This window comes from Streptomyces sp. NPDC015131 (assembly GCF_043079975.1).
GTDB lineage: Bacteria > Actinomycetota > Actinomycetes > Streptomycetales > Streptomycetaceae > Streptomyces.
On record NZ_JBIBVB010000002.1, the window covers coordinates 552,262 to 576,910 of the forward strand.

26 protein-coding genes are annotated in these 24,649 nt (G+C 76.1%); 17 read left to right on the top strand and 9 right to left on the bottom strand.

The genetic code is table 11. From position 1 onward, the window contains the following. Positions 1-3: 3 nt before the first annotated feature. The 6 genes from ACF08D_RS07910 (at position 4) to ACF08D_RS07935 (ending at position 6,442) form a co-directional block, all read left to right on the top strand. Entirely contained in the window at positions 4-1,383 is a 1,380-nt protein-coding gene (locus ACF08D_RS07910) for a prenyltransferase/squalene oxidase repeat-containing protein (protein WP_392221686.1), read from the top strand. After that, the gene (locus ACF08D_RS07915) at positions 1,380-2,078 is read left to right on the top strand and encodes an SCO2322 family protein (protein ID WP_392221687.1); all 699 of its coding nucleotides are present in this window, start codon (positions 1,380-1,382) and stop codon (positions 2,076-2,078) included. Before ACF08D_RS07910 ends, ACF08D_RS07915 begins: the two co-directional genes overlap by 4 nt. Continuing rightward, a complete protein-coding gene (locus ACF08D_RS07920; RefSeq protein ID WP_392221688.1) occupies positions 2,075-3,175 on the top strand; it encodes an energy-coupling factor transporter transmembrane protein EcfT in 1,101 nt (366 codons plus the stop codon). The genes ACF08D_RS07915 and ACF08D_RS07920 overlap by 4 nt, the downstream gene beginning before the upstream one ends. Then, on the top strand, positions 3,172-4,869 hold the full coding sequence (locus ACF08D_RS07925) for an ABC transporter ATP-binding protein (protein ID WP_392221689.1): 1,698 nt from the start codon (positions 3,172-3,174) through the stop codon (positions 4,867-4,869). Before ACF08D_RS07920 ends, ACF08D_RS07925 begins: the two co-directional genes overlap by 4 nt. Then, positions 4,866-5,702 carry an ECF transporter S component gene (locus tag ACF08D_RS07930; protein WP_392221690.1) on the top strand — a complete coding sequence of 279 codons (837 nt, stop codon included), beginning with the start codon at positions 4,866-4,868 and terminating at the stop codon, positions 5,700-5,702. Before ACF08D_RS07925 ends, ACF08D_RS07930 begins: the two co-directional genes overlap by 4 nt. A 71-nt stretch (positions 5,703-5,773) precedes the next feature. Continuing rightward, positions 5,774-6,442, top strand: coding sequence for an O-methyltransferase (locus tag ACF08D_RS07935; RefSeq protein ID WP_392221691.1), 669 nt, complete (start codon positions 5,774-5,776; stop codon positions 6,440-6,442). Positions 6,443-6,469: 27 nt separating this feature from the next. Here ACF08D_RS07935 and ACF08D_RS07940 read toward each other — a convergent pair whose 3' ends face one another. Both ACF08D_RS07940 and ACF08D_RS07945 read right to left on the bottom strand, forming a co-directional pair. Continuing rightward, complete coding sequence (locus ACF08D_RS07940) at positions 6,470-7,153, bottom strand: hypothetical protein (RefSeq protein WP_392221692.1); 684 nt, start codon at positions 7,151-7,153, stop codon at positions 6,470-6,472. Next, positions 7,153-7,797 carry a hypothetical protein gene (locus ACF08D_RS07945; RefSeq protein ID WP_392221693.1) on the bottom strand — a complete coding sequence of 215 codons (645 nt, stop codon included), beginning with the start codon at positions 7,795-7,797 and terminating at the stop codon, positions 7,153-7,155. The genes ACF08D_RS07940 and ACF08D_RS07945 overlap by 1 nt, the downstream gene beginning before the upstream one ends. Before the next feature lie 291 nt (positions 7,798-8,088). Here ACF08D_RS07945 and ACF08D_RS07950 point away from each other — a divergent pair, with 291 nt between their 5' ends. Both ACF08D_RS07950 and ACF08D_RS07955 read left to right on the top strand, forming a co-directional pair. After that, entirely contained in the window at positions 8,089-8,601 is a 513-nt protein-coding gene (locus tag ACF08D_RS07950; RefSeq protein WP_392221694.1) for a GNAT family N-acetyltransferase, read from the top strand. Beyond that, positions 8,598-9,209: a GNAT family N-acetyltransferase gene (locus ACF08D_RS07955; RefSeq protein ID WP_392221695.1), complete on the top strand. Its 612-nt coding sequence runs from the start codon at positions 8,598-8,600 to the stop codon at positions 9,207-9,209. The genes ACF08D_RS07950 and ACF08D_RS07955 overlap by 4 nt, the downstream gene beginning before the upstream one ends. A 3-nt stretch (positions 9,210-9,212) precedes the next feature. Here the strand turns inward: ACF08D_RS07955 and ACF08D_RS07960 are convergent, their stop codons facing one another. Further along, positions 9,213-11,294 carry a DHA2 family efflux MFS transporter permease subunit gene (locus ACF08D_RS07960; protein ID WP_392221696.1) on the bottom strand — a complete coding sequence of 694 codons (2,082 nt, stop codon included), beginning with the start codon at positions 11,292-11,294 and terminating at the stop codon, positions 9,213-9,215. Positions 11,295-11,496: 202 nt separating this feature from the next. On the opposite strand from ACF08D_RS07960, the gene ACF08D_RS07965 reads away from it, so the two are divergent. After that, complete coding sequence (locus ACF08D_RS07965; protein ID WP_392221697.1) at positions 11,497-12,573, top strand: peptidoglycan-binding protein; 1,077 nt, start codon at positions 11,497-11,499, stop codon at positions 12,571-12,573. 155 nt (positions 12,574-12,728) lie between these two features. Beyond that, on the top strand, positions 12,729-13,403 hold the full coding sequence (locus tag ACF08D_RS07970; protein WP_392221698.1) for an HAD-IA family hydrolase: 675 nt from the start codon (positions 12,729-12,731) through the stop codon (positions 13,401-13,403). A gap of 13 nt (positions 13,404-13,416) precedes the next feature. On the opposite strand, the gene ACF08D_RS07975 is transcribed toward ACF08D_RS07970, so the two are convergent. Beyond that, positions 13,417-14,001: a TMEM165/GDT1 family protein gene (locus ACF08D_RS07975; protein ID WP_392221699.1), complete on the bottom strand. Its 585-nt coding sequence runs from the start codon at positions 13,999-14,001 to the stop codon at positions 13,417-13,419. A 377-nt stretch (positions 14,002-14,378) separates the two neighbouring features. Next, positions 14,379-15,179, bottom strand: coding sequence for an ABC transporter permease (locus ACF08D_RS07980; protein WP_392221700.1), 801 nt, complete (start codon positions 15,177-15,179; stop codon positions 14,379-14,381). A gap of 189 nt (positions 15,180-15,368) precedes the next feature. Here ACF08D_RS07980 and ACF08D_RS07985 point away from each other — a divergent pair, with 189 nt between their 5' ends. The 5 genes from ACF08D_RS07985 (at position 15,369) to ACF08D_RS08005 (ending at position 21,308) form a co-directional block, all read left to right on the top strand. Continuing rightward, positions 15,369-16,013 carry an HNH endonuclease family protein gene (locus ACF08D_RS07985; protein ID WP_392221701.1) on the top strand — a complete coding sequence of 215 codons (645 nt, stop codon included), beginning with the start codon at positions 15,369-15,371 and terminating at the stop codon, positions 16,011-16,013. A gap of 158 nt (positions 16,014-16,171) precedes the next feature. Next, positions 16,172-17,836 (top strand): alkaline phosphatase D family protein, encoded by a 1,665-nt coding sequence (locus tag ACF08D_RS07990; protein ID WP_392221702.1) that lies wholly within the window; start codon positions 16,172-16,174, stop codon positions 17,834-17,836. A gap of 279 nt (positions 17,837-18,115) precedes the next feature. Continuing rightward, on the top strand, positions 18,116-19,981 hold the full coding sequence (locus tag ACF08D_RS07995; protein WP_392221703.1) for an FAD/NAD(P)-binding protein: 1,866 nt from the start codon (positions 18,116-18,118) through the stop codon (positions 19,979-19,981). A 50-nt stretch (positions 19,982-20,031) separates the two neighbouring features. Then, complete coding sequence (locus ACF08D_RS08000; RefSeq protein ID WP_392221704.1) at positions 20,032-20,481, top strand: DoxX family protein; 450 nt, start codon at positions 20,032-20,034, stop codon at positions 20,479-20,481. A 188-nt stretch (positions 20,482-20,669) separates the two neighbouring features. After that, complete coding sequence (locus ACF08D_RS08005; RefSeq protein WP_392221705.1) at positions 20,670-21,308, top strand: DedA family protein; 639 nt, start codon at positions 20,670-20,672, stop codon at positions 21,306-21,308. On the opposite strand, the gene ACF08D_RS08010 is transcribed toward ACF08D_RS08005, so the two are convergent. Both ACF08D_RS08010 and ACF08D_RS08015 read right to left on the bottom strand, forming a co-directional pair. Then, positions 21,305-21,538: a DUF2277 domain-containing protein gene (locus ACF08D_RS08010; protein WP_392221706.1), complete on the bottom strand. Its 234-nt coding sequence runs from the start codon at positions 21,536-21,538 to the stop codon at positions 21,305-21,307. The genes ACF08D_RS08005 and ACF08D_RS08010 overlap by 4 nt on opposite strands. Positions 21,539-21,570: 32 nt before the next feature. Beyond that, positions 21,571-21,735 carry a hypothetical protein gene (locus ACF08D_RS08015; RefSeq protein WP_392221707.1) on the bottom strand — a complete coding sequence of 55 codons (165 nt, stop codon included), beginning with the start codon at positions 21,733-21,735 and terminating at the stop codon, positions 21,571-21,573. A gap of 172 nt (positions 21,736-21,907) precedes the next feature. Between ACF08D_RS08015 and ACF08D_RS08020 the strand changes: the two genes are divergently transcribed. Continuing rightward, a complete protein-coding gene (locus ACF08D_RS08020; RefSeq protein WP_392222337.1) occupies positions 21,908-21,982 on the top strand; it encodes a 50S ribosomal protein bL37 in 75 nt (24 codons plus the stop codon). Positions 21,983-21,991: 9 nt separating this feature from the next. Here the strand turns inward: ACF08D_RS08020 and ACF08D_RS08025 are convergent, their stop codons facing one another. After that, complete coding sequence (locus ACF08D_RS08025; RefSeq protein ID WP_392221708.1) at positions 21,992-22,720, bottom strand: hypothetical protein; 729 nt, start codon at positions 22,718-22,720, stop codon at positions 21,992-21,994. Beyond that, positions 22,699-23,235 (bottom strand): flavoprotein, encoded by a 537-nt coding sequence (locus ACF08D_RS08030; RefSeq protein WP_392221709.1) that lies wholly within the window; start codon positions 23,233-23,235, stop codon positions 22,699-22,701. Before ACF08D_RS08030 ends, ACF08D_RS08025 begins: the two co-directional genes overlap by 22 nt. Before the next feature lie 318 nt (positions 23,236-23,553). On the opposite strand from ACF08D_RS08030, the gene ACF08D_RS08035 reads away from it, so the two are divergent. After that, on the top strand, positions 23,554-24,525 hold the full coding sequence (locus tag ACF08D_RS08035; protein WP_392221710.1) for a DMT family transporter: 972 nt from the start codon (positions 23,554-23,556) through the stop codon (positions 24,523-24,525). Positions 24,526-24,649 lie beyond the last annotated feature (124 nt).

Genomic DNA, 24,649 nt, shown 5'->3' on the forward strand with positions numbered 1-24,649 from the left:
CCCATGACCACCGTTCGCGTCCGCCACGGCGCCGCGGCCCTCGCCGCGGCCGCCGTCATGCTGTCCGGCGGTGTCCCGGCAGCCCACGCGGCGCCGTCGCCCGCCCCGTCCCCCTCCCCCGCCGTCCCGGCCGGCCTGTACGGCACGAAGGACCCGACGTACGACGGGGTGTGGCGGCAGTCGCTCGCCTTCATGGCCCAGCAGGTGTCGGGCGTCGAGCCCAGCCGCTCGGCCGTGTCCTGGCTGATGGGGCAGCAGTGCGACAGCGGCGGCTTCGCCTCCTACCGGCCCGACCCGGCCCGGACCTGCGACCCGAAGACGGTGCTGGACACCAACGCCACCGCCGTCGCCGTGCAGGCGCTGTCCGGCGTCGACCGGCCGGAGGCCGACAAGCCGGGCACCGACCCGGTGAGCAAGGCCATGGACGCGGGCGCCGCCTGGCTCAAGGGCGTGCAGAACCCGGACGGCGGCTGGGGCTACAACCCCGGCTCGCCCAGCGACGCCAACTCGACGTCCCTCGTCATCAGCTCCCTCGCCGCCCTCGGCCACCGCCCCGGCGACATCGAGTCCAAGGCCGGGAAGACCCCGTACGACGCGCTGCTGCGCTTCGCCATCCCCTGCGACGCCAAGCAGGGCGCGGGCGCCTTCGCCTACCAGCCCGACCCCAAGACCGGCGCCCTGGTGGCGAACGGCGATGCCACCGCCGCCGCGGTGCTGGCCGGGCTCGGCAAGGACCTCCAGACCCGGGGCGTACGGACCGAGCAGCCGCCCACCTGCGAGCGGCAGGCCGAGCCGACGGCGGAGCGCGCCGCCCGCAACGGCGCCGCCTACCTGACCGGCGCCCTCGCCCGCACCGGCCACCTCGACCTGCCGCCGATGCCCGGCGCCGCCACCACCGCGCCGCAGCCCGACTTCGGCAACACCGCCGACGCGGTGATCGCGCTCGGCGCGGCCGGCCAGACGCAGGCGGCGCGCACGTCCCTCGGCTGGCTGGAGAAGAACGCCGTCCCGTGGGCGAAGGAGAGCGGGCCCGCCGCCTGGGCCCAGCTGATCCTCGCCGCCCACACGGCCGGCGCGGACGCCCGCGACTTCGGCGGCGTCGACCTCGTGAAGCAGCTCGACGCCACCGGCCCCGCGCCCGCGTCCGGCCCCCCGGCGCCGCGCGAGCGGTCGGGGCCCGCGAAGGAGACGGCGCCCGGTTCGGACGGCTCGGCGGCGGCGAAGGAGTCCGCGGCGGACAACGCGGCGGAGTCGGCCGCCAAGTCGGCCGAGGACGAGGACGCCGGCTTCGGCATCTGGCTGGCCGTCGCGGTCGTCCTGGTCGCCGGCATGGGCATCGGCTTCCTGGTGAGCGGGCGCCGGCGGAAGGCGCAGCAGCGATGACGGGCCGCCGGATCCTCGCCCCGCTGCTCGCCGTCTGCGCGCTGCTGCTCGGCCTGGCCGGCCCGGCCCAGGCTGCGGGCTACCGCTACTGGTCGTACTGGGAGAGCGACGGCGGCGCCTGGACGTACGCCACCCAGGGCCCGGCCACCGCCCGGCCCGCCGACGGCGAGGTCAACGGCTACCGGTTCGCGGTGAGCGCCGGCACGCAGGACGCCCAGCGGCCCCGCCGGGCCCCGGACTTCGACGCCATCTGCGCCTCCACCCCGGCGAAGGACGGCACCAAGCGCGTCGGTGTCGTCATCGACTTCGGCACGGCCGCCGATGCCCCGGACGACGGCAGCCGGCCCCCCGCCCCGCGCTCGGCCTGCGCCCGGGTGGGGAAGGACGCGACCGGCGCGGACGCCCTCGCGGCCGTCGCCAAGCCCCTGCGGTACAACAACCAGGCGCTGCTGTGCGCGATCTCCGGCTACCCGAGGACGGGTTGCGGGGAGCAGGTCTCGACCCCGGCGTCCCCGGCCCCGACGGGCACGCCCGCCCGCCCGGACGCCACCGCGTCGCCGGGCGGTGACCAGGACGCCGCGGCCGACGGGCGGGACGGCGGGGCGGGCCCGTCCGTCGGCGTCGCGGCCGGCCTGGCGGCGGTCGCCGTCCTGGGCGCAGCCGCCGTCTGGCAGGCCCGCCGACGCCGCCGGTGAGCCCCCGCCCCGCGGGGCTGCGCGCCCCCGAGGCGAACCGCTCCAACGCCCTGCACGCGGGCGCCTGGTGGCTGTGGGCCCTGGGCCTGGCCGTCGCCGCGTCCCGCACCACCAACCCGCTGCTGCTGGCGCTGCTGGTGGGGGTGGCCGGGTACGTGGTGGCGGCCCGCCGCACCGACGCGCCCTGGGCCCGGTCGTACGGGGCGTTCGTCAAGCTGGGCCTGGCGGTCCTCGTCATCCGGCTGGTCTTCTCGGTGCTCCTCGGCTCGCCCATCCCCGGCACGCACCTGCTGGTGACCCTGCCGGAGGTGCCGCTGCCCGACTGGGCGCAGGGCATCCGGATCGGCGGCCGGGTCACGGCCGAGCAACTCGTCTTCGCCCTGTACGACGGGGCGAAGCTGGCCACGCTGCTGATCTGCGTGGGCGCCGCCAACGCGCTCGCCAATCCGGCGCGGCTGCTGAAGTCGCTGCCGGGCGCCCTGTACGAGGCGGGGGTGGCCGTGGTCGTGGCGATGACGTTCGCGCCGAACCTGGTGGCCGACGTGGCGCGGCTGCGGACCGCGCGGCGGCTGCGCGGGCGGCCCACGGGCGGGGTGCGGGCGGTCCTCCAGGTGGGGCTGCCAGTGCTGGAGGGCGCCCTGGAGCGGTCGGTGGCGGTCGCCGCGTCGATGGACGCCCGCGGCTACGGGCGGACCGCGCCGGTGCCGCGCGCGGTGCGGCGGGCCACGGCCGCGCTGACCCTCGGCGGGCTGCTCGCGGTGTGCGTCGGCGCCTACGGGCTGCTGGCCGCCTCCGGGGGCGGCTACGCCGTGCCGCTCACCGGCGCCGGGGTGGTCCTGGCGCTGGCGGGGCTGCGGCTGGGCGGGCGCCGCTCGGTGCGCACCCGCTACCGGCCCGACCGGTGGGGCGCCCGGTCCTGGCTGGTGGCCGGGTCGGGCGCGGCGGTCGCCGCCCTGATGATCGCGGCCGACCCGGAGGCGCTGCACCCCGGTGTCGTCCCGCTGACGTGGCCCGCGCTGCCGCTGTGGCCGGCGCTGTCCGTCCTGGTGGGCCTGGTGCCCGCGTTCGTGGCCCCGCTGCCGAAGGAGTCCGAGTGATCCGGTTCGAGAACGTGTCGGTGACGTACGCCGACGCCGCCGCGCCCACGCTGGCCGGGGTGGACCTCACCGTCCCGGAGGGCGAACTGGTGCTGCTGGTGGGCCCGTCGGGGGTGGGCAAGTCGACGCTGCTGAACGCGGTGTCGGGCCTCGTCCCGCACTTCACCGGCGGCACCCTGCACGGCCGGGTCACCGTCGCCGACCGTGACACCCGCACGCACAAGCCCCGTGAACTGGCCGACGTGGTGGGCACCGTGGGCCAGGACCCGCTCGCCCACTTCGTCACCGACACCGTCGAGGACGAACTCGCCTACGGGATGGAGTCGCTGGGCCTGGCGCCCGCCGTGATGCGGCGGCGCGTGGAGGAGACTCTCGACCTGCTGGGCCTCGCGGACCTGCGCGACCGTCCCATCGCCACCCTGTCGGGCGGCCAGCAGCAGCGGGTCGCCATCGGCTCGGTGCTCACCCCGCACCCGCGCGTGCTGGTGCTGGACGAGCCGACGTCCGCGCTGGACCCGGCCGCCGCGGAGGAGGTTCTCGCGGTGCTCCAGCGCCTGGTGCACGACCTGGGCACCACGGTCCTGATGGCCGAGCACCGGCTGGAGCGCGTCGTCCAGTACGCCGACCGGGTCGCCCTGTTGCCCGCCCCCGGCGCGCCCGTGGTCACCGGGCCGCCGGCCGGGGTGATGGCCGTCTCGCCGGTGCACCCGCCGGTGGTCGCCCTGGGCCGGCTCGCCGGCTGGGACCCGCTGCCGCTGTCGGTGCGCGACGCCCGGCGCCGCGCGGGCGGCCTGCGCGAGCGGCTCGCGGGGCGCGCGCCGGAGCCCGCGCCCGCCGGTGCGGGGCCCGCTCCCGCCCCTGCGGCCCCGGCGGCCGGGGCGCGGCCGGGCCTGGGCCGCCTGCTGCGGAGGCGCGGCGGACCGGCGCCGTCCGGGGACGGCCGGGAGGCGGTCGCGGAGGTCCGCGCGCTGGCGGTGCGGCGCGGCCGGGTGGAGGCGCTGCGGAACGTCGGGCTGGAGGTGCGCGCCGGGGAGACCGTGGCGCTGATGGGCCGCAACGGCGCCGGCAAGTCGACCCTGCTCGGGGCGCTGGTGGGGATGGTGGAGCCCGCGTCGGGCACCGTCCTCGCGGGCGGCCTGGTGCCGCGCCGCACCCCGCCGCGAGAGCTGATCCGGCACGTCGGCCTGGTCCCCCAGGAGCCCCGCGACCTGCTGTACGCCGACACGGTGGCCGCCGAGTGCGCGGCCGCCGACGCCGACGCGGGCGCCGCGCCCGGCACCTGCCGGGCCATGGTGACGGAGCTGCTCCCGGGCGTCGGCGACGACGTCCACCCCCGGGACCTGTCCGAGGGGCAGCGGCTGGCCCTGGCGCTCGCCGTGGTGCTGACCGCGCGGCCCCCGCTGCTGCTGCTGGACGAGCCGACCCGGGGCCTCGACTACGCGGCGAAGGCCCGGCTGGCGGGCGTCCTGAAGGGGCTCGCCGCCGGCGGGCACGCCATCGTGATGGCGACCCACGACGTGGAGCTGGCGGCCGAACTGGCGCACCGGGTGGTGATCCTGGCGGACGGGGAGATCGTCGCGGACGGCCCGACGCACGAGGTCGTCGTCTCCTCGCCGGCCTTCGCCCCGCAGGTGGCGAAGATCCTGGCGCCCGGGCCGTGGCTGACCGTCTCCCAGGTGGAGGCGGCGCTGTGAACACCCGCCCGGTGCGGCTCGGGCCCCGCTCGGTGGCCGCGCTCGTCCTGATCAGCGCCATCGGGGTGGTCGCCTTCGGCTGGCCGCTCCTCGCCGACGCCGGATCGGTGCTGGCGGGCCGCGGGGCCGACGCGCCCTGGCTGCTGGCCCTGCTGCTGCCGCTGCTGGTGGCGGTCGTGGTGGCCACCATCGCGGACTGCGGCATGGACGCCAAGGCGGTGGCCATGCTGGGCGTGCTGGCGGCGGTGGGGGCGGCGCTGCGCCCGCTCGGCGCGGGGACGGCGGGCCTGGAACCCATGTTCTTCCTGATGGTGCTGAGCGGCCGGGTGCTGGGGCCCGGCTTCGGATTCGTGCTGGGCGCGGTGACGATGTTCGCGTCGGCGCTGCTGACCGGCGGGGTGGGCCCGTGGATGCCGTTCCAGATGCTGGCGATGGGCTGGTTCACCATGGGCGCCGGGCTGCTGCCGGGGCCGGTGCGGCTGCGGGGGCGGGCGGAGCTGCTGATGCTCGCGCTGTACGGGGCGGTGGCGGCGTTCGCGTACGGGACGGTGATGAACCTCCAGGGCTGGGTGCTGCTCCAGGGCATCGGCAGCGGTGTCTCGTTCCGGCCCGGTGACCCCCTGGCCGACAACCTGGTCCGGTTCCTGGCGTACTGCGCGGCGACGTCGCTGGGCTGGGACCTGGGGCGGGCGACGCTGACGGTGGTCCTGGTGGTGACGGTCGGCCCGACGGTCCTGAAGGCGCTCCGCCGCGCCACCCGGCGGGCCGCCTTCGGCGCCGAGGTCGCCTTCGGGGGCGCGGAGGGTGCCGCGCCGGGCACCGAACGGGCCTGAGGCGTCCGGGATTTGGTGACACGGCCGGTCATGTGCTGTCCGGTGGTGCGGGCGTGGCGTACGTTCGGCGGATGAACCAAGATCGATGGACCGCCGTGGACGACTACCTGACCGACATGCTGGCCCCGGCCGACGAGGCGCTGGCCGCCGCCCTCACCGACAGCGAGGCGGCGGGGCTGCCCGCGATCGGGGTGACGGCGCCGCAGGGGAAGCTGCTGCACCTGCTCGCCAGGCTGCTGGGCGCGCGGACGATTCTGGAGATCGGCACGCTCGGCGGATACAGCACCATGTGGCTCGCGCGGGCGCTGCCCGAGGACGGCCGGCTGATCACGCTGGAGCACAACCCGGAACACGTGGGCGTGGCCCGCGCGAACCTGGCGCGGGCCGGGCTGGACAAGGTGGCGGACGTGCGGCCGGGCGCCGCCCTGGACACCCTGCCGGACCTGGTCGCGGACCCGGCCGTCCCGTTCGACATGGTCTTCGTCGACGCCGACAAGCCGAACAACCCCCGGTACGTGGAGTGGGCGCTGCGGCTCACCCGGCCGGGCGGCCTGATCGTGGTCGACAACGTCGTACGCGGCGGCGCGGTCACCGACGAGTCCTCGACGGACCCGGCGGTGACCGCGACGCGTGAACTGATGGACCTGGTGGCCCGGGACCCCCGGCTGGACGCGACGGCGATCCAGACGGTGGGAGGGAAGGGTTACGACGGGATGCTGCTGGCCCGCGTGGTGGAGTGACCGGCCGGGGCCGGCCCCGGCCGGGCGTCAGACGTGCAGCAGGCGCTCGGCCATGGCGCGGTACGCCTGGAGCGTGACGCGCAGCCGTTCCGTGTCCGGCTCCCGGGAGTGGTCCTCCTCGCCCCAGTCGGAGCGCAGGGTGCGCCGGTGCTCGTCCAGGGCGGAGGTGAGGTGGTCGGCCGCGTCGTCCAGGACCGCGGCGGCCTCCTTCACCGAGCGCTGGGGGCTGTCGACGAATCCGGAGAGCGCCTGCTGCAGCCGCTGCCCCAGCTCGTCCCGCAGCTCCCGCGCCACCAGCGGCTCGGACACCCCGCTCACGCCCCCGCCCCGGCCGGCCCGGTGATCCCCGGCCGGGGCGGGCGCGTTGCCGTGGCCGGTGTGCGGGTCGTGGTGCGTGCCGTGAGGCGCGTACGGGTCGGGTGCGGCGTGCGGCTCGGGTACGGCCCCCGTGCCGCGCGGGTCCGGCGTGCCGGGTGCCACCGGGGGCTTGGACGTGTCGTGCGGCGCGGGGGTGCCGGGCGTCGCGCGCGTGCCGTGCGGGTCCTGCGTGGGGGGCGGGGAGCCGGGGGCGGCGGGTGCGGCGTGGGCCGACGGGTCGCCCAGGGGCACGGGGGTCACCGGGGCCACGGGGGGCACCGGGGGGTGCGGGTTCGGGGTGCCGGGCTCGCGGGGGACGCCGGCGTCGGCACCGGTCGGCTTCTGGGGGGCCATCAGGCGGCACCGCCCTTCGGCCACGGGGCGTGGACCCGGTGGTTGCGGCCCTCGGTCCGGCCACGCGGGGCACGGTCGTGCCGGTCCTCGGCGCGCTCGGTCACCAGCTCCTCGAACAGGCGCCGCGCCTCGACCATCGCGGAGCGCAGCTCCTCGGTGCCGGCGTGCGGGTCGCCGCCCTCCAGCCGCGCGGCGCGGTGCACCCGGCGGTAGCCGTCGACGTAGGAGGCGTGGTGCACCGACAGCGCGGTGACCTGCTCCTCGTACGCGGCGGCCGCCGGGAAGCCCCGGTCCTCGGCCAGCCGCGCCAGCAGCCGGTCCGCCTCGGTGACGGCCTGGCGCGGGGCGTCGACGAACTGCTCCTGGAGACCGGCCCACAGGGCCACGTACTGCTCGCGGGCCTCACGCGACAGCGGGCGGGCCCGCAGGTCGCCGTGGAGCCGGACCCGCTCGGCGAGTTCGCGTTCGGCGGCCTTGGTGTCGCCGTCGTGACGGGCGACCGTCCGCTCGTACTCGGGGCCGAACCGCCGCTTCAATCCTCGGCCGCGCCGGCCGGCGCCCTTGCCGGGGCCCGCGTACAGCACGGCGGCGACCACGGCGGCGAAGACGACGACCAGGGCGACGACAATCAGGACAGTGGACATGACTGTCTTCCCTCGATCCAGGGGTCGGTGATGTTCACAGCTCTTTGACGTGCACAGCTCTCTGTCTGGACGGGCGTGTTGCCGCAAAACCGTTGGCCAAACAGCGGGCAGGTGGGCTAGGGTCTGTCGTTCGGATCTTGCTGGGCTCGCGTGCCCTGGCACGCACATCTGCGGCGTTGTCGTCGGTCGCCAATGCTCCGCAGTGGCTCCCTCCTCCGCCTTGCATCTGCACGCACCAGACCCCGCTCACTGACCCAGCCTGACCCAAACGACAGACCCTAGGCACAGCACATGATCAGGACGAACTGGACCGTGTGCCACGAGCGTTACGACACGGCGGACGCCACCGCCCTGCGCCTGGACTACTACCGCGACGTGGCGAGCCGCTACTACGGCCGGCCGGTCGCGGACGAGGAGATCGACGAGGGCATCCTCACCGAGGGCCTCGGCCGGCTCGCCCCGCCCACCGGGCGGTTCGTGGTCGGCCGGGCCGGCGGGGTGCCCGCGGCGTGCGGCGGGGTGGCGCTGCTGGACGCCGAACGGGCCGAGCTGACCCGGGTGTTCGTCCGCCACGCCCACCGCGGGACCGGCGGCGCCGCGCTGCTGATGGACGCGCTGGAGTCGGCCGCCGCCGGGCTCGGCGCGCGGCGCGTGGTGCTCAACACCCGGCTGGACCTGGTGGAGGCGCGGGCCCTGTACACGCGCTGCGGCTACCGGGAGATCCCGGCATACTGCGAGGGGCCGTACATGGAGGTCTGGTACGGCAAGGAACTCGACGCGCACGGCACGGGGGAGGTCCGATGAGCGCCGGAGGACGGGACGTTCCGGAGCGGATCACGACCGGAGGGCGGCACGTTCCGGAGCGGATCACGACCGAACGGCTGGTCCTGCGGCGGTTCACGGCCGAGGACACCGACGACCGGTTCGCGTACCAGTCGCTGCCCGAGGTCGCCCGCCACCTCTACCGCCCGCCGCTCACCCGCGCCGCCTGCGCGGAGGTCATCGCCGCGCGGGCGGCCGGGAGCGCCTGGGAGAACGACGGCGACGTCCTGCTGCTGGCCGTGTGCCGGGCGGAGGAACCGGCCGCCGTGATCGGCGAGGTGGTCCTCACCCTGACCGCCGCCCGGGCCGGGCAGGCGGAGATCGGCTGGGTCTTCGCCCCCCGGCACACCCGCCGGGGCTACGCCACCGAGGCGGCCCGCGCGCTCGTCTCGGTGGCCTTCGCACAGCTGGGAGCGCACCGGGTCTTCGCCCGGCTCGACGTCCTGAACACCGCGTCGGCGCGGGTCTGCGAGCGCCTGGGCATGCGGCGGGAGGCGCATTTGGTCGAGAACGACCTCGACGGGGACCGGTGGGGCAGCGAGTACGTGTACGCGGTACTCGCCCGCGAGTGGCCGGAGCGGAAGGGCTGACCGTCAGGCCGCCGGGCCGCCCCGGCCGTCCGGGCGGCGGGCGGTGTGGTTGCGGCGCACCTCGACCGCGCGGGGCCGCTCGCGCCGGGAGCCGCACAGCTCGGCGGTCAGCTCCTCGACCAGCTGCACCAGGTCGGTCGGCCGGTCGGGCCCCCACCAGTCGCCGAGCAGCTCCGCGAGGGACTCCTCACGGGCGTGCGCCAGCCGGGTGGCCACGCCCACGCCCTCCTCGGTGAGCACCAGCTGGAGGCCGATCCGGCGCACCAGGCGGCGTTCCTCCAGCTGCCGGGCCGCCTCGGTGATGAACCGGATCGGTACGGGCGTGGTGTCGGCGAGCCGCGCGGGCTCCACGGTGCCGTGGCGCCGGACGCGCAGCAGCAGCCAGCTCGCGGCGGGCAGCAGGTCCAGCCCGGCGCGGGCGGTGATCGTCTCGTAGATCGCCTTGCGTCCCTCGCGGGAGCCGAGCACCGACAGGGCGCGGGCGCACTCGTCGTACGAGGAGCGCTCGACGGGGTTGGAGGCCACGGTCTGGCTGGGGTCGGGCGCGGTGACGGCGCCCCGCAGCCGGTCCTCCTTGAGCAGCCAGGCGATCAGGAAGGCGAGCAGGACGACCGGGGACGCGTACAGGAAGACGTCGGTGATCGAGGTGGCGTACGCGTGCAGCACCCCGGACCGCAGGTCGGGCGGCAGCTCCGCGACGGCGCGCGGGTCGGCGGCCAGCTGGTCCGGTCCGGCGCCCGGCGGCAGTTCGCGCCCGGCGAGGGCGTCGGAGAGTTTGCCGGTGAGCCGGTTGGTGAAGACGGTGCCGAAGATGGCGACGCCGAAGGACGCGCCGATGGAGCGGAAGAAGGTGGCGCCCGAGGTGGCGACGCCCAGGTCCTCGTACGCGACGGCGTTCTGCACCACCAGCACCAGGACCTGCATGACCAGGCCCAGTCCGGCGCCGAAGACGAAGAAGTACAGGCTCATCTCGCCGTCGGAGCTGGTCTCCTTCAGCCGGTGCAGCAGGAGCAGCCCGGCGGCGGTGACGGCGGTGCCGAGGATCGGGAAGACCTTCCAGCGGCCGGTGCGGCTGACGATCTGGCCGGACGCGGTGGAGGTCAGCAGCATGCCGAGCACCATCGGCAGCATGTGCACCCCGGACATGGTCGGGGTGACGCCCCGGACGACCTGGAGGAAGGTCGGCAGATAGGTCATCGCGCCGAACATGGCGAAGCCGACGATGAAGCTGATGACGGAGACGAGCGTGAAGGTGCGGATCCGGAAGAGCTTCAGCGGCAGCACCGGTTCGGCGGCGCGGCGTTCGACGCGCACGAACCAGACGAGCAGCACCGCACCCACCACGGCCAATCCGATGATCTGGGGCGATCCCCAGGCCCAGGTGGTGCCGCCGAGGGAGGCCACCAGGACGAGGCAGGTGGCGACCGACGCGATGAGGAGGGTGCCGAGGTAGTCGATGGTGTGCCGGGCGGCGCGCACCGGGATGTGCAGGACCGCCGCGATGACGAAGAGGGCGACGACACCGATGGGGAGGTTGATGTAGAACACCCAGCGCCAGGAGAGGTGTTCGGTGAACAGCCCGCCCAGGAGCGGCCCGAGGATGCTGGTCGCGCCGAAGACGGCTCCGAAGAGCCCCTGATACTTGCCGCGTTCGCGGGGGGACACCAGGTCCCCGACGATCGCCATGGACAGCACCATGAGGCCGCCGCCGCCCAGGCCCTGCACGGCGCGGAAGGCGATGAGCTGCGGCATGTTCTGCGCGATGCCGCACAGCGCGGAGCCGGCCAGGAAGATGACGATGGCCGCCTGGAAGAGCTTCTTGCGGCCGTACTGGTCGCCGAGCTTCCCCCACAGCGGGGTGCCCGCGGTGGACGCCAGCATGTAGGCGGTGACGACCCAGGACAGGTGCTCCATGCCGCCCAGTTCGCTGACGATGGTCGGCAGGGCGGTGGAGACGATGGTCTGGTCGAGCGCCGCCAGCAGCATGCCGAGCAGGAGGGCGCCGATGGCCACCAGGACGGTGCGCCGGCTGTGCCCCTCCCCCGGAGCGGGGCCGGTGGCCGGGGTGGTCACTTCCTGCGCCATGGTGTCTCCCTCTCCCTCGTCGTGCCGCGGGCCTGCCGTACCCCTGCTCCGCTCCGCTCATCCCATGCTGGGCGCTTCGTCCCGAAACGGCCCGCCGAACGGCGACGGGAGGGTGGACGGAGGTCCTCCGGTGTGCGGGCGGGCTGCATAATCGCTCGCAGTTCGAGGGGAGGGGCCCACGGTGAAGGGACACGACTGTCCTGTGTGCGGGGACGACGGGCGGGGCGGCGAGGCCGGCCACGGCCCGGGCGGCGGCGACGGCACCTGCGACTGCGCCCGGGCGACCCGGGACGCCGGTGAGCCGCAGGGCGCGTGGGACGCCGGGGAGCCGCGGGGCGCGTGGGACGCCGGTGAGCCGTTGGGCACGGCGGAGGGCCGGGAGCCGCGGGGCGTGTGGGACGCCGGTGAGCCGTTGGGCGCGGCGGAGGGCCGGGAGCCGCGGGGCGCGACGATGCCGCTCTATGTGGCGCTGGAGCCCGAGCTGGTGGCACCGGCGGACCTCGCCCCCGTGCACGGGGCGCGCGCCGGGGCCCGGGCGCGGGCCCGGGCCGAGGCGCGGTCCCGCGGCAGGGCCCGCCGCCCGTACGCGGTGGCCGGCGCGGTGGTGGCGGTCGTCGCGGTGGTGGGCGCGGCCGGCCTCGCGGGCGGGCTGTTCGGCGGGGGCGGCGACGCCGACCGGGCGCTGCCCGACGTGGCGCCCAGCTCGGCGGGGTGGCCGAGCGACGCTCCCGAGGGCCCGCCGCGGGCGTCCGGGTCCCCGTCGGGCCCGTCGTCGCCGTCGGGGTCCCCGTCCCCCGGCGCCTCGCGGTCCGGGTCGCCGTCACCGTCCGCCCCGGCCTCGCCGTCCGCCTCCGCCCCGACGCCCTCGGCGTCGCTGCGCGCCTCGTCCGCCGCTTCCGGCGCCCCGGCCACGGGTGCGCCGGGGCCGGGGACGGCGTCCGGGTCGCGGCCCCCGTCGGCGGGCGGCCCGGGCCCCGGCCCCGGCGGCTCGGGGGGTGCGCCCGCGCCGTCCCGCAGCCGGGTGCCCGACCCGGGGCCGGACGAGGAGGAGGCGGTGACGCTGCGGCGGGGCGACCGGGGGCCGGAGGTCACCGAGCTGCAGTACCGGCTGCGGTCGGCGGGGCTGTACGACGGGCCGATGAACGGCCGCTTCAACGAGGGCGTGGAGTGGGGCGTGGCCGAGTACCAGCAGGCCCGCGACCTGTGGAGCGACGGGTGGGGGGTCTACGGGCCGGAGACCCGCCGGTGGCTGGAGGCGGAGACGTACGGCCGGCACTGAGGGCGCGGCCCCCGCTTCCCGCTGACCCCATGATCGGACTGGCGTTCGGCGAACCGGTTTTGTATCGTGAAGGAACAAAGTGGTCCCGCCCGTACAACCCTGACCGGCGGGCGGGCCACTGCGTACCCCCCTCCCCCACTCCCCTGGAGACGCCGATGCCGGCCGCCCCCGCCACCTCCGTCCTGACCGCCGGCGCCCTCCTGCTCGACATGGACGGCACGCTCGTGAACTCGGACGCGGTGGTCGAGCGCTGCTGGCGCCGCTGGGCGATCCGCCACGGGCTGGACCCCGAGGAGGCCCTCAAGGTCGTCCACGGCCGCCAGGGGTACGCCACGATGGCCGTCCTCCTCCCGGACCGGCCCATGGAGCAGAACCACGCCGACAACCGGGCGATGCTCGCCGAGGAGACCGCCGACCTGGACGGCGTCGTACCGATCGGAGGCGCGGCCGCCTTCATGGCCGCCGTCGCCGCGCTCCCGCACGCCCTGGTCACCTCCGCCGACGAGGCCCTCGCCCGGGCCCGGATGGGCGCGGCCGGGCTCCCCATGCCGCGGGTGCGGGTGACCGCCGAGCGGGTGGGCGCCAGCAAGCCGGACCCGGAGGGGTTCCTCAAGGGCGCGGCCGAGCTGGGCTTCGACCCCGCCCAGTGCGTGGTGTTCGAGGACTCCGAGGCGGGCATCCGGGCCGGGCAGGCCGCCGGGATGCGCGTGGTGGGCGTCGGCCCGCGAGCGGGCGCCTTCGGCCCCGACGTCCTGGTGCCGGACCTGACGCACGTACGCGTGGAGGCGGATTCCGCCGGGACGATCCGCCTCCGCATCACCGGGGCCTGAGCGCCGCGGCGCCCTACGGCGCCAGCGCCTCGTACAGGCTGAAGCCCGCCAGCGCCAGCATCAGGCAGGCGGCGACCCGGGTGATCAGCCGCAGGGGGACGTACTTCATCAGCGTGCGACCGCCCAGGATGCCGATGCCGGCGACCGCCCAGAGGGCGAGGACCGCGCCGATGCCCACGGACAGCGGATTGTCGTAGCGGGCGGCCAGGTTGGCCGTCATGATCTGCGTCAGGTCGCCGAACTCCGCGACCAGGATGAGCATGAAGCCCGCCCCGGACACCCTCCAGAAGGACTGGTCGGCCGGGGCCTTGATCCGCTCCTCGTCCTCGTCCCCCTTCTTCAGCAGCAGCATCGCCGCGCCGGCCAGGAACAGCACGCCGACCAACGCCTGCACCAGCCGGTGCGGGAGCAGGGTCAGGACGCTGCCGGCGGCGACGGCGAGCACCACATGGACGACGAAGGCGGCGGCGACGCCCGCGAAGACGTAGGACGCCCGGTAGCGGGTGCCCAGCATCAGGCCGGCGAGGGCGGTCTTGTCGGGCAGTTCGGCGAGGAAGACGACGCCGAAGGTGATCGCCATGATGGTGAGACTGAGCACGGGTGGTTCCTCGATCGGTCGGGCACCGCCGTACCGAGAGACGTGTCAGGGGTCGCTCCGGCTCGGCGGCACCATGGGTACGGGGTACGGGCATGGCACTGCTGTTGCCGAAGGTCTCGCCGGCCCGCCTCGACGGCGTGCCTCCGGGCGCCGGCCGGGCCCGGGGGCCCAGCAGTATGTCGACGTTCCGGCGAAGAGCTACTCCCCTTCTGCTCCGTCCAGGGTACGCGACCGGCGTCCCGCCCCTCCGAACGGCCCCCGACCCGCCTCGCCCGACCGGACGGCCCCCGATCCGCCTCGCCCGAGCGGACGGCCCCCGATCCGCCTCGCCCCTCCGGACGGCCCCCGGTCGGACGCGGGGACGGGCCCGGGCGCGGTCAGCCGCCCGGCGCGCCCGCGTCCGTGTCCGACTCCGGCCCGGCGGCCCCGCCCTCCGGCTCGGGGGCGTGCCGGTGCAGCCGGCCCCGGGCGACGAGCTCCAGCACCACCGCGACCGCGACCGCCTGCACGGCCATCAGCCCCACCAGCACGAAGAGCTGCACGGCCCCCGCCTCCAGCGGTGACGCCCCGCCCAGCAGCATGCCGACGAAGGCGCCCGGCAACGTGACCAGCCCGACCGTCCGGGTCTGGTCGAGCCCCGGCAGCAGCGCGTCCGCCGCCGCCTCCCTGGCCACCTCCAGCCGCGCGTCCCGGTCGGACAGCCCGAGCGCCAGCCCCGCCTCCACCTCGCCGTGCCGGGTGGCCAGCTCGTCCAGGGCGCGCCGGCCGCCCAGCACCGTCGCGGTGAGGGCGCCGCCGATGAGGATGCCGGCCACTGGGACCAGGGTGATGCCCCGCAGCGGGACCAGCCCGGACAGCACCAGCGCGAGGACCACGGGGCCGACCCCGGCCGCGAGGGGCACGGCGGCCCACCACCAGGTGCCGTTGGAGGTGACGCGCCGCCCGGCGGTGCGGACGGCCACGGCGTACATCAGGAGCAGGAAGGCGAGCAGCGCGGGCAGCGCGCGGACGACCCACCCGATGACGAGCGAGACGGCGGCCAGTTGCGCGGCGGCCCGCACCCCCGCCGTGACGATCTCGCGGGGCGCCCGGAGGTGGGCGAGGGCCACGACGGTGGCGGCGACGGCGAGCAGGACGGCCAGAACGGCCGCGAACACGGCATTGACGGGCAGGAGCACACGTCAACCCTAAAGCCGGGCAAGGCGGGTGCCGGGGCGTCAGAAAGCGGGCACACCCCTTGTAGTGACGTGCTCATGTCGCCACTCTGTAACCCGGCGCATCCCCCGGGGTCACCTGGCGCCGCCACGATGACCGGGCTGCCCGCACCGGCAGCCGGCCACCGCCCCCACACACTCAGGGAGTTACCCATGTCCGGTGTCTACGCGCGTCGAATAGCCGTGCTCGCCGCCTCCGCAGCTCTCACCGCCACCGGCGTCCTGGCCACCGCCCCCGCCGCCCAGGCCGCCCCGCCCACCCCCGTCAGCGCCGCGACCGCCCGCGCCTACCTGGGCCAGCTGACGGTGAGGGCGGAAGGTTCCTCCAGCGGCTACGACCGGGACCTCTTCCCGCACTGGAGCACCCAGTCGGGCGCCTGCAACACCCGTGAAGTGGTCCTCAAGCGGGACGGCGTGAACGTCGTCCAGGACTCCAGCTGCGCCGCCACCAGCGGCACCTGGTACTCCGAGTACGACGGCGCCACCTGGAGCGCGGCGTCCGACCTCGACATCGACCACGTCGTGGCCCTCTCCGAGGCGTGGCGCTCGGGCGCCAGTGCCTGGACCACCCCGCAGCGCCAGGCGTTCGCCAACGACCTCACCCGCCCGCAGCTCATCGCGGTCACGGACAACGTCAACCAGGCCAAGGGCGACCTCGACCCCGCCGAGTGGATGCCCTCGCGCACCGCGTACCGCTGCACCTACGCCCGGATGTGGGTGCAGGTGAAGCACCACTGGAAGCTCACCGTGGACACGGCGGAGAAGAGCGCGCTCCAGTCGGTGCTCAACGGCTGCTGACCGGTCCTGCCGACCGGTCCCGTGCGGCTGCCGGCGACCGCCGGTGGCCGCCTCCGGTTCCTTGACCCTCCGCGGCCCCGTACCGTACAGAGGTACGGACGGAACGGCGGAGCGTGGGACTCCGGCGCCGACGACGACGTCCACGGAGGTGGCCGGGCATGACAGCCGGACTGCGGATGGGGCCGCTCCTGCGGTATGTCGACTGGGAGCGCGGCGACCGGGCCACGGTCTGGGTCGAGACCGAGCGCCCCTGCACGGCCACGGTCCGGTGCGCGGACGGCGCCGGGGGCAGCGCGCACACCTTCACGGTCGCCGGGCACCACTACGCGCTGATCGCCGTCACCGGTCTCACGCCCGGGACGACCACCGCGTACGAGGTGCTGCTCGACGACCGGACCGTGTGGCCGCCCGACGAGCCCGGGCGGCGCTACCCCGCCAGCACCATCACGGCGCCCCGGCCGGACACCTCCGAGGTGCGCGTCTCCTTCGGGTCGTGCCGCTGGGCGGCGCCGCCCGCCGGCGGCGAGGACCCGGTCGGCCCGGACGCCCTCGACACCCTCGCCACCCGGCTGGCCTCCGACCCCGACGCCGTACGCCCCGACGTCCTGCTCCTGCTGGGCGACCAGGTGTACGCGGACGAGACGTCGAAGGCGACCCGCGAGTGGCTGGCCCGCCGGCGCGACCTGAGCGAGCCACCGGGGGCCCAGGTCGCCGACTACGAGGAGTACACCCACCTCTATGACGAGTCCTGGCTCGACCCGGGCGTGCGGTGGCTGCTGTCCACCGTCCCCAGCTGCATGATCTTCGACGACCACGACGTGATCGACGACTGGAACACCAGCGCGTCCTGGGTGGCCGACATGCGGCGCACCGGCTGGTGGCGCGAGCGCATCCTGAGCGGGCTGATGTCGTACTGGGTCTACCAGCACCTGGGCAACCTCTCGCTCGACGAGCTGGAGACCGACCGGCTGTACGCGGCGGTGCGCGAGGCCGGGGACGGCACGGAGCTGCTGCGCCGGTTCGCCGAGGAGGCGGACGAGGACCCGGCCAACGTGCGGTGGAGCTACCGGCGGGACTTCGGGCGTACGCGGCTGGTGATGCTGGACACCCGGGCGGGCCGGGTACTGGACGAGCGGCACCGCGCGATGCACGACGAGGACGAGGACCGGTGGCTGGTCGCGCAGATGCCCAAGGACGGCGACGACTGCGACCACCTGCTGATCGGGGCCTCGCTGCCGTGGCTCCTGGCGCCGATGATGCACGACGCCGAGACGTGGAACGCCGCGCTGTGCCGCGGGGCGCGCGGCCCCCGGTGGGCGCGGCTGGCGGAGAAGGTGCGCCGGGCCGCGGACCTGGAGCACTGGGCCGCCTTCCCCGACTCGTTCGACCGGCTGACGCGGCTGCTCGCCCGGACGGGCCGGGGCCCGGGCGCCCCCGCGACGGTGTGCGTCCTGTCGGGCGACGTCCACCACGCGTACGTGGCCGAGCCGGAGGTGCCGGGCACGGGCTCCCGGATCCTCCAGCTGACCTGCTCGCCCGTGCACAACGGGATCCCGGCGCCGCTGCGGGTGGCGTTCCGGCTGAGCTGGAGCCGCCTGGGGCGGTGGATCGGGCACGGCCTGCGGCGGCACGCCCGGGTCGGGCCCATCGAGACCGACTGGCGCCGGACGGGCGGGCCGTGGTTCGGCAACCAGCTGATGACGCTGACCCTGCGCGGCCGGTCGGCGTCGCTCCGGCTGGACCAGGCGGCCGCCCGCGGCCGCGACCGCTCCCGGGCCGTCCTGCGCACGGTGCACGAGCGGAGCCTGACGGACGGCCACTGAGGGGCCACTGAGAGGCCGTATGGGGGCTTGGCCGAGGGCGTGATGGGGGCTTGACCGAAGGGGCTGCTGGGGGCGTAGCCGGGGGGCGGTCGTCCCGTCCGCCCCCGGCTGTGAATGTCCGGTGAACGTCCGGTTCAGGCCCCTCGCAATCCCGCCCATAGCGGATGGTGATCCTCCGGCCAGGGGTTCGGTGTGAACGGCGGCACAGGCATGATGAGCACTCGCCTGCCGCCGCACCCGGCAGCGCCGGCTACGCACCCTGCCCCGGGAGTCCGAGTCTTGTCGTTCTCGTCGTCCGAAGTTCCGTCCGCGATAGCCCTGGTCGGTGCCGGCCCCCGAGGCACCTCCGTACTCGAACGGCTCTGCGCCTCCGTCCCGGACCTGGCCCCTGGCACCCCGCTGACCGTGCACGTCGTCGACCCGGCCCCGCCGGGCGCGGGCCGGGTCTGGCGCACCGACCAGCCCGGCGAGCTGCTGATGAACACGGTGGCGTGCCAGGTGACGGTGTTCACCGACGAGAGCGTGCGCTGCGCGGGCCCGATACGCCGGGGGCCGAGCCTCTACGAGTGGGCCGCCTCCCGCTCGTACCGGCTGGGCCCCGACGACTACCCCAGTCGCGCCCTCTACGGCGCCTATCTGGAATGGGCGTTCACGCGCGCGGTGGCCACGGCGCCGCCCGAGGTGACCGTGCGGACGCACCCGGCGCGGGCCGTACGCCTGGAGGGCACCGGGCCGCAGTCGCTGCACCTGGACGACGGCACCGTCCTCACCGGCCTCGGCGCGGTCGTCCTCGCCCAGGGCCACCTCCCGGCAGCGCAGGACCCGGCGGCGGCGGAACTCGGCGCGTACGCGGCCCGGCACGGCCTGCGCCACCTCCCGCCCGCCAACCCGGCCGACCTCGACCTGGCGCCGGTCGCGCCCGGCGAGCCGGTGCTGCTGCGCGGCCTCGGTCTGAACTTCTTCGACCACATGGCGCTCCTCACCGAGGGCCGGGGCGGTGTCTTCGTCCGGGACGGCGGGGGCCGGTGCGTCTACCGCCCCTCGGGCCGGGAGCCGCTGCTGTACGCCGGTTCGCGGCGCGGGGTGCCGTACCAGGCGCGCGGCGACAACGAGAAGGGCGCGTCCGCGCGGCACGAGCCGCTGCTGCTGACGCCCCGGGTGATCGCCGCGTTCCGCAGGCGCGCGGAGGCGGGCGACCCGCCCGACTTCAGGGGCGAGATCTGGCCACTGGTCGCCCGGGAGGTGGAGGCGACGTACTACGACGCGCTGCTGAAGCGCCCGCGCGGCTTCCGCACCGGTTTCCTGACCGACCCCGAGGCCACCCTCGACGCCCACGGGGTGGCGCCCGGCGACCGGTGGTCCTGGGAGCGGATCTGCCGCCCGTACGCCGGGCGGACCTTCCGCTCGCCCGGCGACTTCCGCTCCTGGCTGCTGGCCCATCTGCGCCGGGACGCGGCCGAGGCGGCGCTCGGCAATGTGGCCGGCCCCCTGAAGGCCGCGCTGGACGTGCTGCGCGACATCCGCAACGAGCTGCGGCTGATCGTCGACCACGCGGGACTGCCGGGCGCCTCGCGGCGGGACCACCTCGACGGCTGGTACACGCCGCTGAACGCGTTCCTCTCGATCGGGCCGCCCCGCCGCCGGATCGAGGAGATGACGGCCCTGCTGGAGGCGGGCGTCCTGCGGGTGGTCGGCCCCCGGATGCGGGTGCGCCCGGAGAACGGCGCCTTCGTCGCGGACTCGCCCGACGTGCCGGGCTCCGCGGTGGCGGCCACCACCCTGATCGAGGCCCGGCTGCCGGAGCCGGACGTCCGGCGCACCGGGGACCCGCTGCTCGCCGGGATGCTGGCGTCCGGGCAGTGCCGCACCCACGTCGTGGACGGCTACGACACCGGCGGGCTGGACGTGACGCCGTCCCCGTACCGCCTGATCAACGGTCAGGGGCGCGCCCACCGGGCGGTGTTCGCCCTGGGCGTGCCCACCGAGGGGGTGCACTGGGTGACGGCGGCCGGCGCCCGGCCGGGCGTGGACTCGGTGACCCTGGCGGACACCGACGCGGTGGCCCGTGCCGCCCTGGAAAGCGTCCGCACGCGCGCGGGGACGGCACCGGAACGACCGAATGTTGAACTTGCAAGTATTGATTAGGTCTGCCTAACGTGAGCCCCATCGGTTCCGTCCCCAACCGAAGGACTCCCATGCCCCAGATCACCGCGCGCCTCGATCAGTACCGTCCGTACGCGCTCGGACTGTTCCGGATGGTCGTCGGCCTGCTCTTCCTGTGCCACGGCGCCGCCTCGCTCTTCGGCGTCCTCGGCGGCGCGGGCGGCACCGGCGGCACGGTCCCCGCCGGGACCTGGCCCGGCTGGTACGCGGCCGTCATCGAACTCGTCGGCGGCGCGCTGGTGCTGCTGGGCCTCGGCACGCGTACCGCCGCGTTCATCTCGTCGGGCGCCATGGCGTACGCCTACTTCAAGGTGCACCAGCCGACGGGCCTCTTCCCGCTGGAGAACAACGGCGAACTGTCCGTCATGTACTGCTGGTCCATGCTCCTGCTGGTCTTCACCGGCCCGGGCGCGCTCGCGCTGGGCGGTCTGTTCTCCGCCACGCGCGCGGACGACCGCAAGCGCGAGCCGGTCACCGCGTAACGCGCCCCGCGCCGCGGCCGCGCGGCTCCGGCCGGGCGGTCGCGGCGCGCTCCGGTTCTGTGGCCGGGCGGCCGGGGTGGGGGTGACCGGGTGGCCTGGTGACCGGCCCGGCCCGCTTCCGGCGTACGCTTTCGGCCTGGCCGGCCGCCCGCTCCTCGGGACCGGCTCCACGGGACCGGGGAGTGAAGGTGCTCGAAAGCGTGGCCGCGGGCCCATGGATGTACGCGGCCGTCACCATGTCCGTCGTACTGGACGTGTTCCTGCCCGTGCTGCCCAGCGGCATCCTGGTCATCACCGCCGCGACCGCCGCCGCGACCGGTGACGGCTCCCTGCTCGGGCTGACGCTCTGCGCGGCCGGCGCCTCCCTGCTGGGAGACGTCCTCGCCTACCGGCTCGCCTGGCGCGGCCGGTCCCGGCTGCACCGGCTGCTCGGCCGCTCGCGGCGGCTGACCGCGGCGCAGGAACGTCTCGGCGCGGCCCTGGCGCGGGGCGGCGGGGCGCTGGTGGTCATCGCGCGGTTCGCCCCGGCCGGGCGCTCGGTGGTGTCGCTCGGCGCGGGCGCGGCCCGCCGCCGGGCGGGCCAGTTCCTGCCGTGGTCCGCGCTCGCGGGCGTGGCGTGGGCCTCGTACAGCGTGGCCCTCGGCTACTTCGGCGGCCAGTGGCTGGGCGCCTGGACGGGGGTGGCGGTGTCGGTCCTCGCCCTCTTCCTGGCGGGCGCGCTGGCCGTGCACGTCATCCGCCGCCCGGTGAGCCGGACGGTGGTGGCGGTCCCGGCGCCGGCCGCGGCCCCCGCGGTGGAGACCTCCGCGCCGGCGGCGGCGTCCTAGCCCTGCGCGGGCCGGGTGGTGGCGCCCCGGACCTCCAGGTCGTCCAGGAGGCGGCGGGTCGCGTCGGCGACCTCGTCCACGGCCCGGTCGAACACCTCCCGGTTGTGCGCGGCCGGCGCCCGGAAGCCGGACACCTTCCGCACGTACTGGAGGGCTGCGGCGCGGATGTCGTCCTCGGTGGCCTCGGTGGGGAGCACGGGCGGGCGGAGGGTCTTGATGCTGCGGCACATGCCTCCAGTGTGCGCCCGCCCGTGCCCCCGGGTCACCGCTTGCGCCGCCTGCGGGCCCGCTCCCGGTCCCGTTCGATGGTGTACGTGGCCCAGTCCCCCCGGTGCAGGTTGCACCGCGAGGCGCCCACCATGGCGAGCCGCCGGCAGCGGCCCCCGTGCTTGGTGCGCGCGCCGCAGACGGACTGTGTACGAGCCATGACGCCTCCTGGTCTCCGCCGGATGTCCTGACGGCAGCGTCCCGCCCCGGCGCGGCGGGCCGGGAGGGCGCACGGCGGTCCCACGACGACGTGCTCCGTCGCACGCGCGGTCCGGGGCCCGCTGCGCGGCGCACGGGCCGAACCTAGAGTGGACAGGGAGGAGGTACGCATCATGTCGAAGCGAGGCAACAAGCGCCGGGCCCGCAAGAGGCGGCCCGCGAACCACGGCAAGCGCCCCAACTCCTGACGAGCGGCATCAGCCCCGAGCCCGCAGGAGCCGTCGTTCCAGCACCGCCACGTGCTGGGGACGGCTCGTGCGGGCGTGCCGTACGAGCAGGTCGCGGACGTCCGCGGCGACCCGCCGTTTCTTGGGGTGGCGGGCGGTGAAGTGCTCGCTCGCGAAGAACTCCACCGCCCCGTCGAGGCCCGCCGTCCCGGCGCGGGGCGCGGCGCGGGCGACGTCGGCCGTGGGCGCGGCGTCCAGCACGGCGAGGGGCGCGAGCCGGGCGATCCGCCGCGCCGCGCCCCAGGTGCCGGCGCCGTCGCCGGGCGGCGGGGCGCCGAGCCAGGCGAGGACCAGTTCCAGCGGCACGTCAGCCACCGCACCGGGCGCGGGCGGGCGGCCGTACGCCCAGCCGTCGGCGTAACCGCGCAGCGGCCCCGGTGCGGCGGCTGCCCAGGCGGTCCGGTGCCGCGCCGGGATCGACCCGGGGGCGGCCGGGTCGAGCAGGGGCGGGGCCTCGTGCACGTCCAGGGTGCGGACGGCCCGCCCGGCGGCGTCGTACAGCGTCAGGCCGTGCGAGCCGCGGCACATGCAGACGAAGTCCTCCGGCCCGGTCCACCCGGCGAGCCCGGACAGCACCTCCCGCACCTCGCCCGGGTCGCCGATCTCGTACGCCTCGGGGTGGCCGGGCGGCGCGGCACGGCCCGTACGGTCCGAGACGGCGATCCGGACCGTACGCGTCAGATCCGGCCCGGCACCCACGGCGCGCCCTCCACGGCGTCCAGGGCGGCGGCCCAGGGGAAGGCGCCGGGCTCGGGGCGGGGGTCGGCCTCGGTGCCGTACAGGACGGTCGCGCCGGCCGTCCGGAGCGTCGCCACCGACGTACCGAAGGCGGGGTGGCGGGCGTACGCGTCGTCGAAGCACGGCACGACCACGGTGGGGACACCGCACCCGAGGCCCTGGGCGAGGGCGCCCACGGTGAACTTCGCGGTGAGCCCGAGGGCCCATTCGTTCAGCGAGTTGAAGGTGGCGGGGGCGAACAGCATGACGTCCGCCCGGGGCCACGGTTCCGGCTGGCCCGGCATCCCGTAGGCGTACCGCACGGGGTGTCCGGTGAGCGCGGCGAGCCCGTCGAGGCTGTCCGCGAGCCACTGGGCGGCGGTGGGGGTCAGTCCGAGGCACACGTCCCAACCGCGGCTCTGGGCGGCCTCGATGGCGCCGGCCACCTCGAAGACGGGCGGCGCGGCCGAGCAGAACAGGTACAGGGTCCTCGTCATGGTTCCATCCGATCACACCCGGCGTGCGTGGCGCCGGGCCCGTGCGTGCCGCGTACGAGCAGCCTGGCCGACGACGATCGTCGCCGAAAGACGATCTTGAGCCAAGCCGGTCGCCGTCCCGAACGGCGTTGCCGGTCCGCCGCCCCGCCCCGTAGGGTGCCGATCATGCACGCGACCGTTCTTCCGCCGCCCGCCGCCTAGCGCGGGCGGACGTCCTCACGAACGACCCGTACCGGGGCGTGTTCCCCGGGCGGTCGGTGCTGCCCGCGTGACCGAGCCGAGCTGTCAGCCGTCTTGTTCCTCCACCGGAGAAGTCACGTGTCGAATCCTTCCTCCCCCCTGCCCGCCGGGTCCCTCTCGGTCGGCCGGGGGCTGACCTACCTCGTCCTCGCCGGGTTCGCCTGGGGCACCGCCGGGGCCGCCGCCTCCCTGGTCTTCGCGGTGAGCGACCTGGGGCCGCTGGCCCTCTCGTTCTGGCGCTGCGCCGGCGGGCTGGTGCTCCTCCTCCCCGTCCTCGCGCTGCGCGCCCGGCGCCGCCGCCCCCGACCGGCGACGGTGCCGTGGGTGAGCAGGGTCCGCCGGGTGCTGTTCACGGGCGTGGGGCTCACCGTCTTCCAGAGCGCCTACTTCGCGGCGGTCGAGGCGACCGGCCTCGCGGTGGGCACCGTGGTGACCCTGGGCGCCGGCCCGGTGCTCATCGCGGTCGGGGCGCGCCTGACCATGGGCGAACGGCTGGGCCGGGGCGGTGTCCTGGCCGTCGCCGGCGCCCTGGCCGGGCTGGCCGTCCTGGTCCTCGGCGGCGGGGGCGCGCAGGTGCGCCCCGCGGGCGTCGCGCTCGCGGTGCTGTCGGCGGCGGGGTACGCCGCGATCACGCTCCAGACCCGGTGGCTCGGCCGGGACGGGGGCGGCGACCCGCTGCCGACCACCGCGTGGGCGTTCGCGATCGGCTGCGCCGGCCTGCTCCCGATGGCGGCCGCCGAGGGTCTCGTACCGCACACGGCGGAGCCCGCCGGCGTGCTGGCGCTCCTGGTCTACACGGCCGCCGTCCCCACGGCCCTCGCGTACGCCCTCTACTTCGCCGGCGCGGCGGTGGTCCGGGCGGCCACGGTCTCGGTGGTGATGCTCCTGGAGCCGGTGAGCGCGGCGGTCATCGCGGTCACCCTCCTCGGCGAACGCCTCACCCCGGCCACGGTGACGGGCACGCTCCTGCTCCTCACGGCGGTCGCCGCCCTGGCCACCGCCGAAGCCCGAGGAGCCGCCCTCCGCCGCCGCACCCCGGCCACGGCGTAACCCCGGGCCGGGGCCCACGCACGCGTGGGCCCCGGCCGGCGGGTGCCCACATCCCACGGTTGGGCGCTCCGCACGACGGCCATGCGCCTCCCCGCCCCCCCATGCCACCTTGCGCGCTCCGGGT

Coding starts and splice junctions, on each gene's coding strand:
- ACF08D_RS07910 (WP_392221686.1), top strand. CDS start 4: ATGACCACCGTTCGCGTCCGCCACGGCGCCGCGGCCCTCGCCGCGGCC.
- ACF08D_RS07915 (WP_392221687.1), top strand. CDS start 1,380: ATGACGGGCCGCCGGATCCTCGCCCCGCTGCTCGCCGTCTGCGCGCTG.
- ACF08D_RS07935 (WP_392221691.1), top strand. CDS start 5,774: ATGAACCAAGATCGATGGACCGCCGTGGACGACTACCTGACCGACATG.
- ACF08D_RS07940 (WP_392221692.1), bottom strand. CDS start 7,153: ATGGCCCCCCAGAAGCCGACCGGTGCCGACGCCGGCGTCCCCCGCGAG.
- ACF08D_RS07945 (WP_392221693.1), bottom strand. CDS start 7,797: ATGTCCACTGTCCTGATTGTCGTCGCCCTGGTCGTCGTCTTCGCCGCC.
- ACF08D_RS07950 (WP_392221694.1), top strand. CDS start 8,089: ATGATCAGGACGAACTGGACCGTGTGCCACGAGCGTTACGACACGGCG.
- ACF08D_RS07955 (WP_392221695.1), top strand. CDS start 8,598: ATGAGCGCCGGAGGACGGGACGTTCCGGAGCGGATCACGACCGGAGGG.
- ACF08D_RS07960 (WP_392221696.1), bottom strand. CDS start 11,294: ATGGCGCAGGAAGTGACCACCCCGGCCACCGGCCCCGCTCCGGGGGAG.
- ACF08D_RS07970 (WP_392221698.1), top strand. CDS start 12,729: ATGCCGGCCGCCCCCGCCACCTCCGTCCTGACCGCCGGCGCCCTCCTG.
- ACF08D_RS07985 (WP_392221701.1), top strand. CDS start 15,369: ATGTCCGGTGTCTACGCGCGTCGAATAGCCGTGCTCGCCGCCTCCGCA.
- ACF08D_RS07990 (WP_392221702.1), top strand. CDS start 16,172: ATGACAGCCGGACTGCGGATGGGGCCGCTCCTGCGGTATGTCGACTGG.
- ACF08D_RS08000 (WP_392221704.1), top strand. CDS start 20,032: ATGCCCCAGATCACCGCGCGCCTCGATCAGTACCGTCCGTACGCGCTC.
- ACF08D_RS08010 (WP_392221706.1), bottom strand. CDS start 21,538: ATGTGCCGCAGCATCAAGACCCTCCGCCCGCCCGTGCTCCCCACCGAG.
- ACF08D_RS08015 (WP_392221707.1), bottom strand. CDS start 21,735: ATGGCTCGTACACAGTCCGTCTGCGGCGCGCGCACCAAGCACGGGGGC.
- ACF08D_RS08030 (WP_392221709.1), bottom strand. CDS start 23,235: ATGACGAGGACCCTGTACCTGTTCTGCTCGGCCGCGCCGCCCGTCTTC.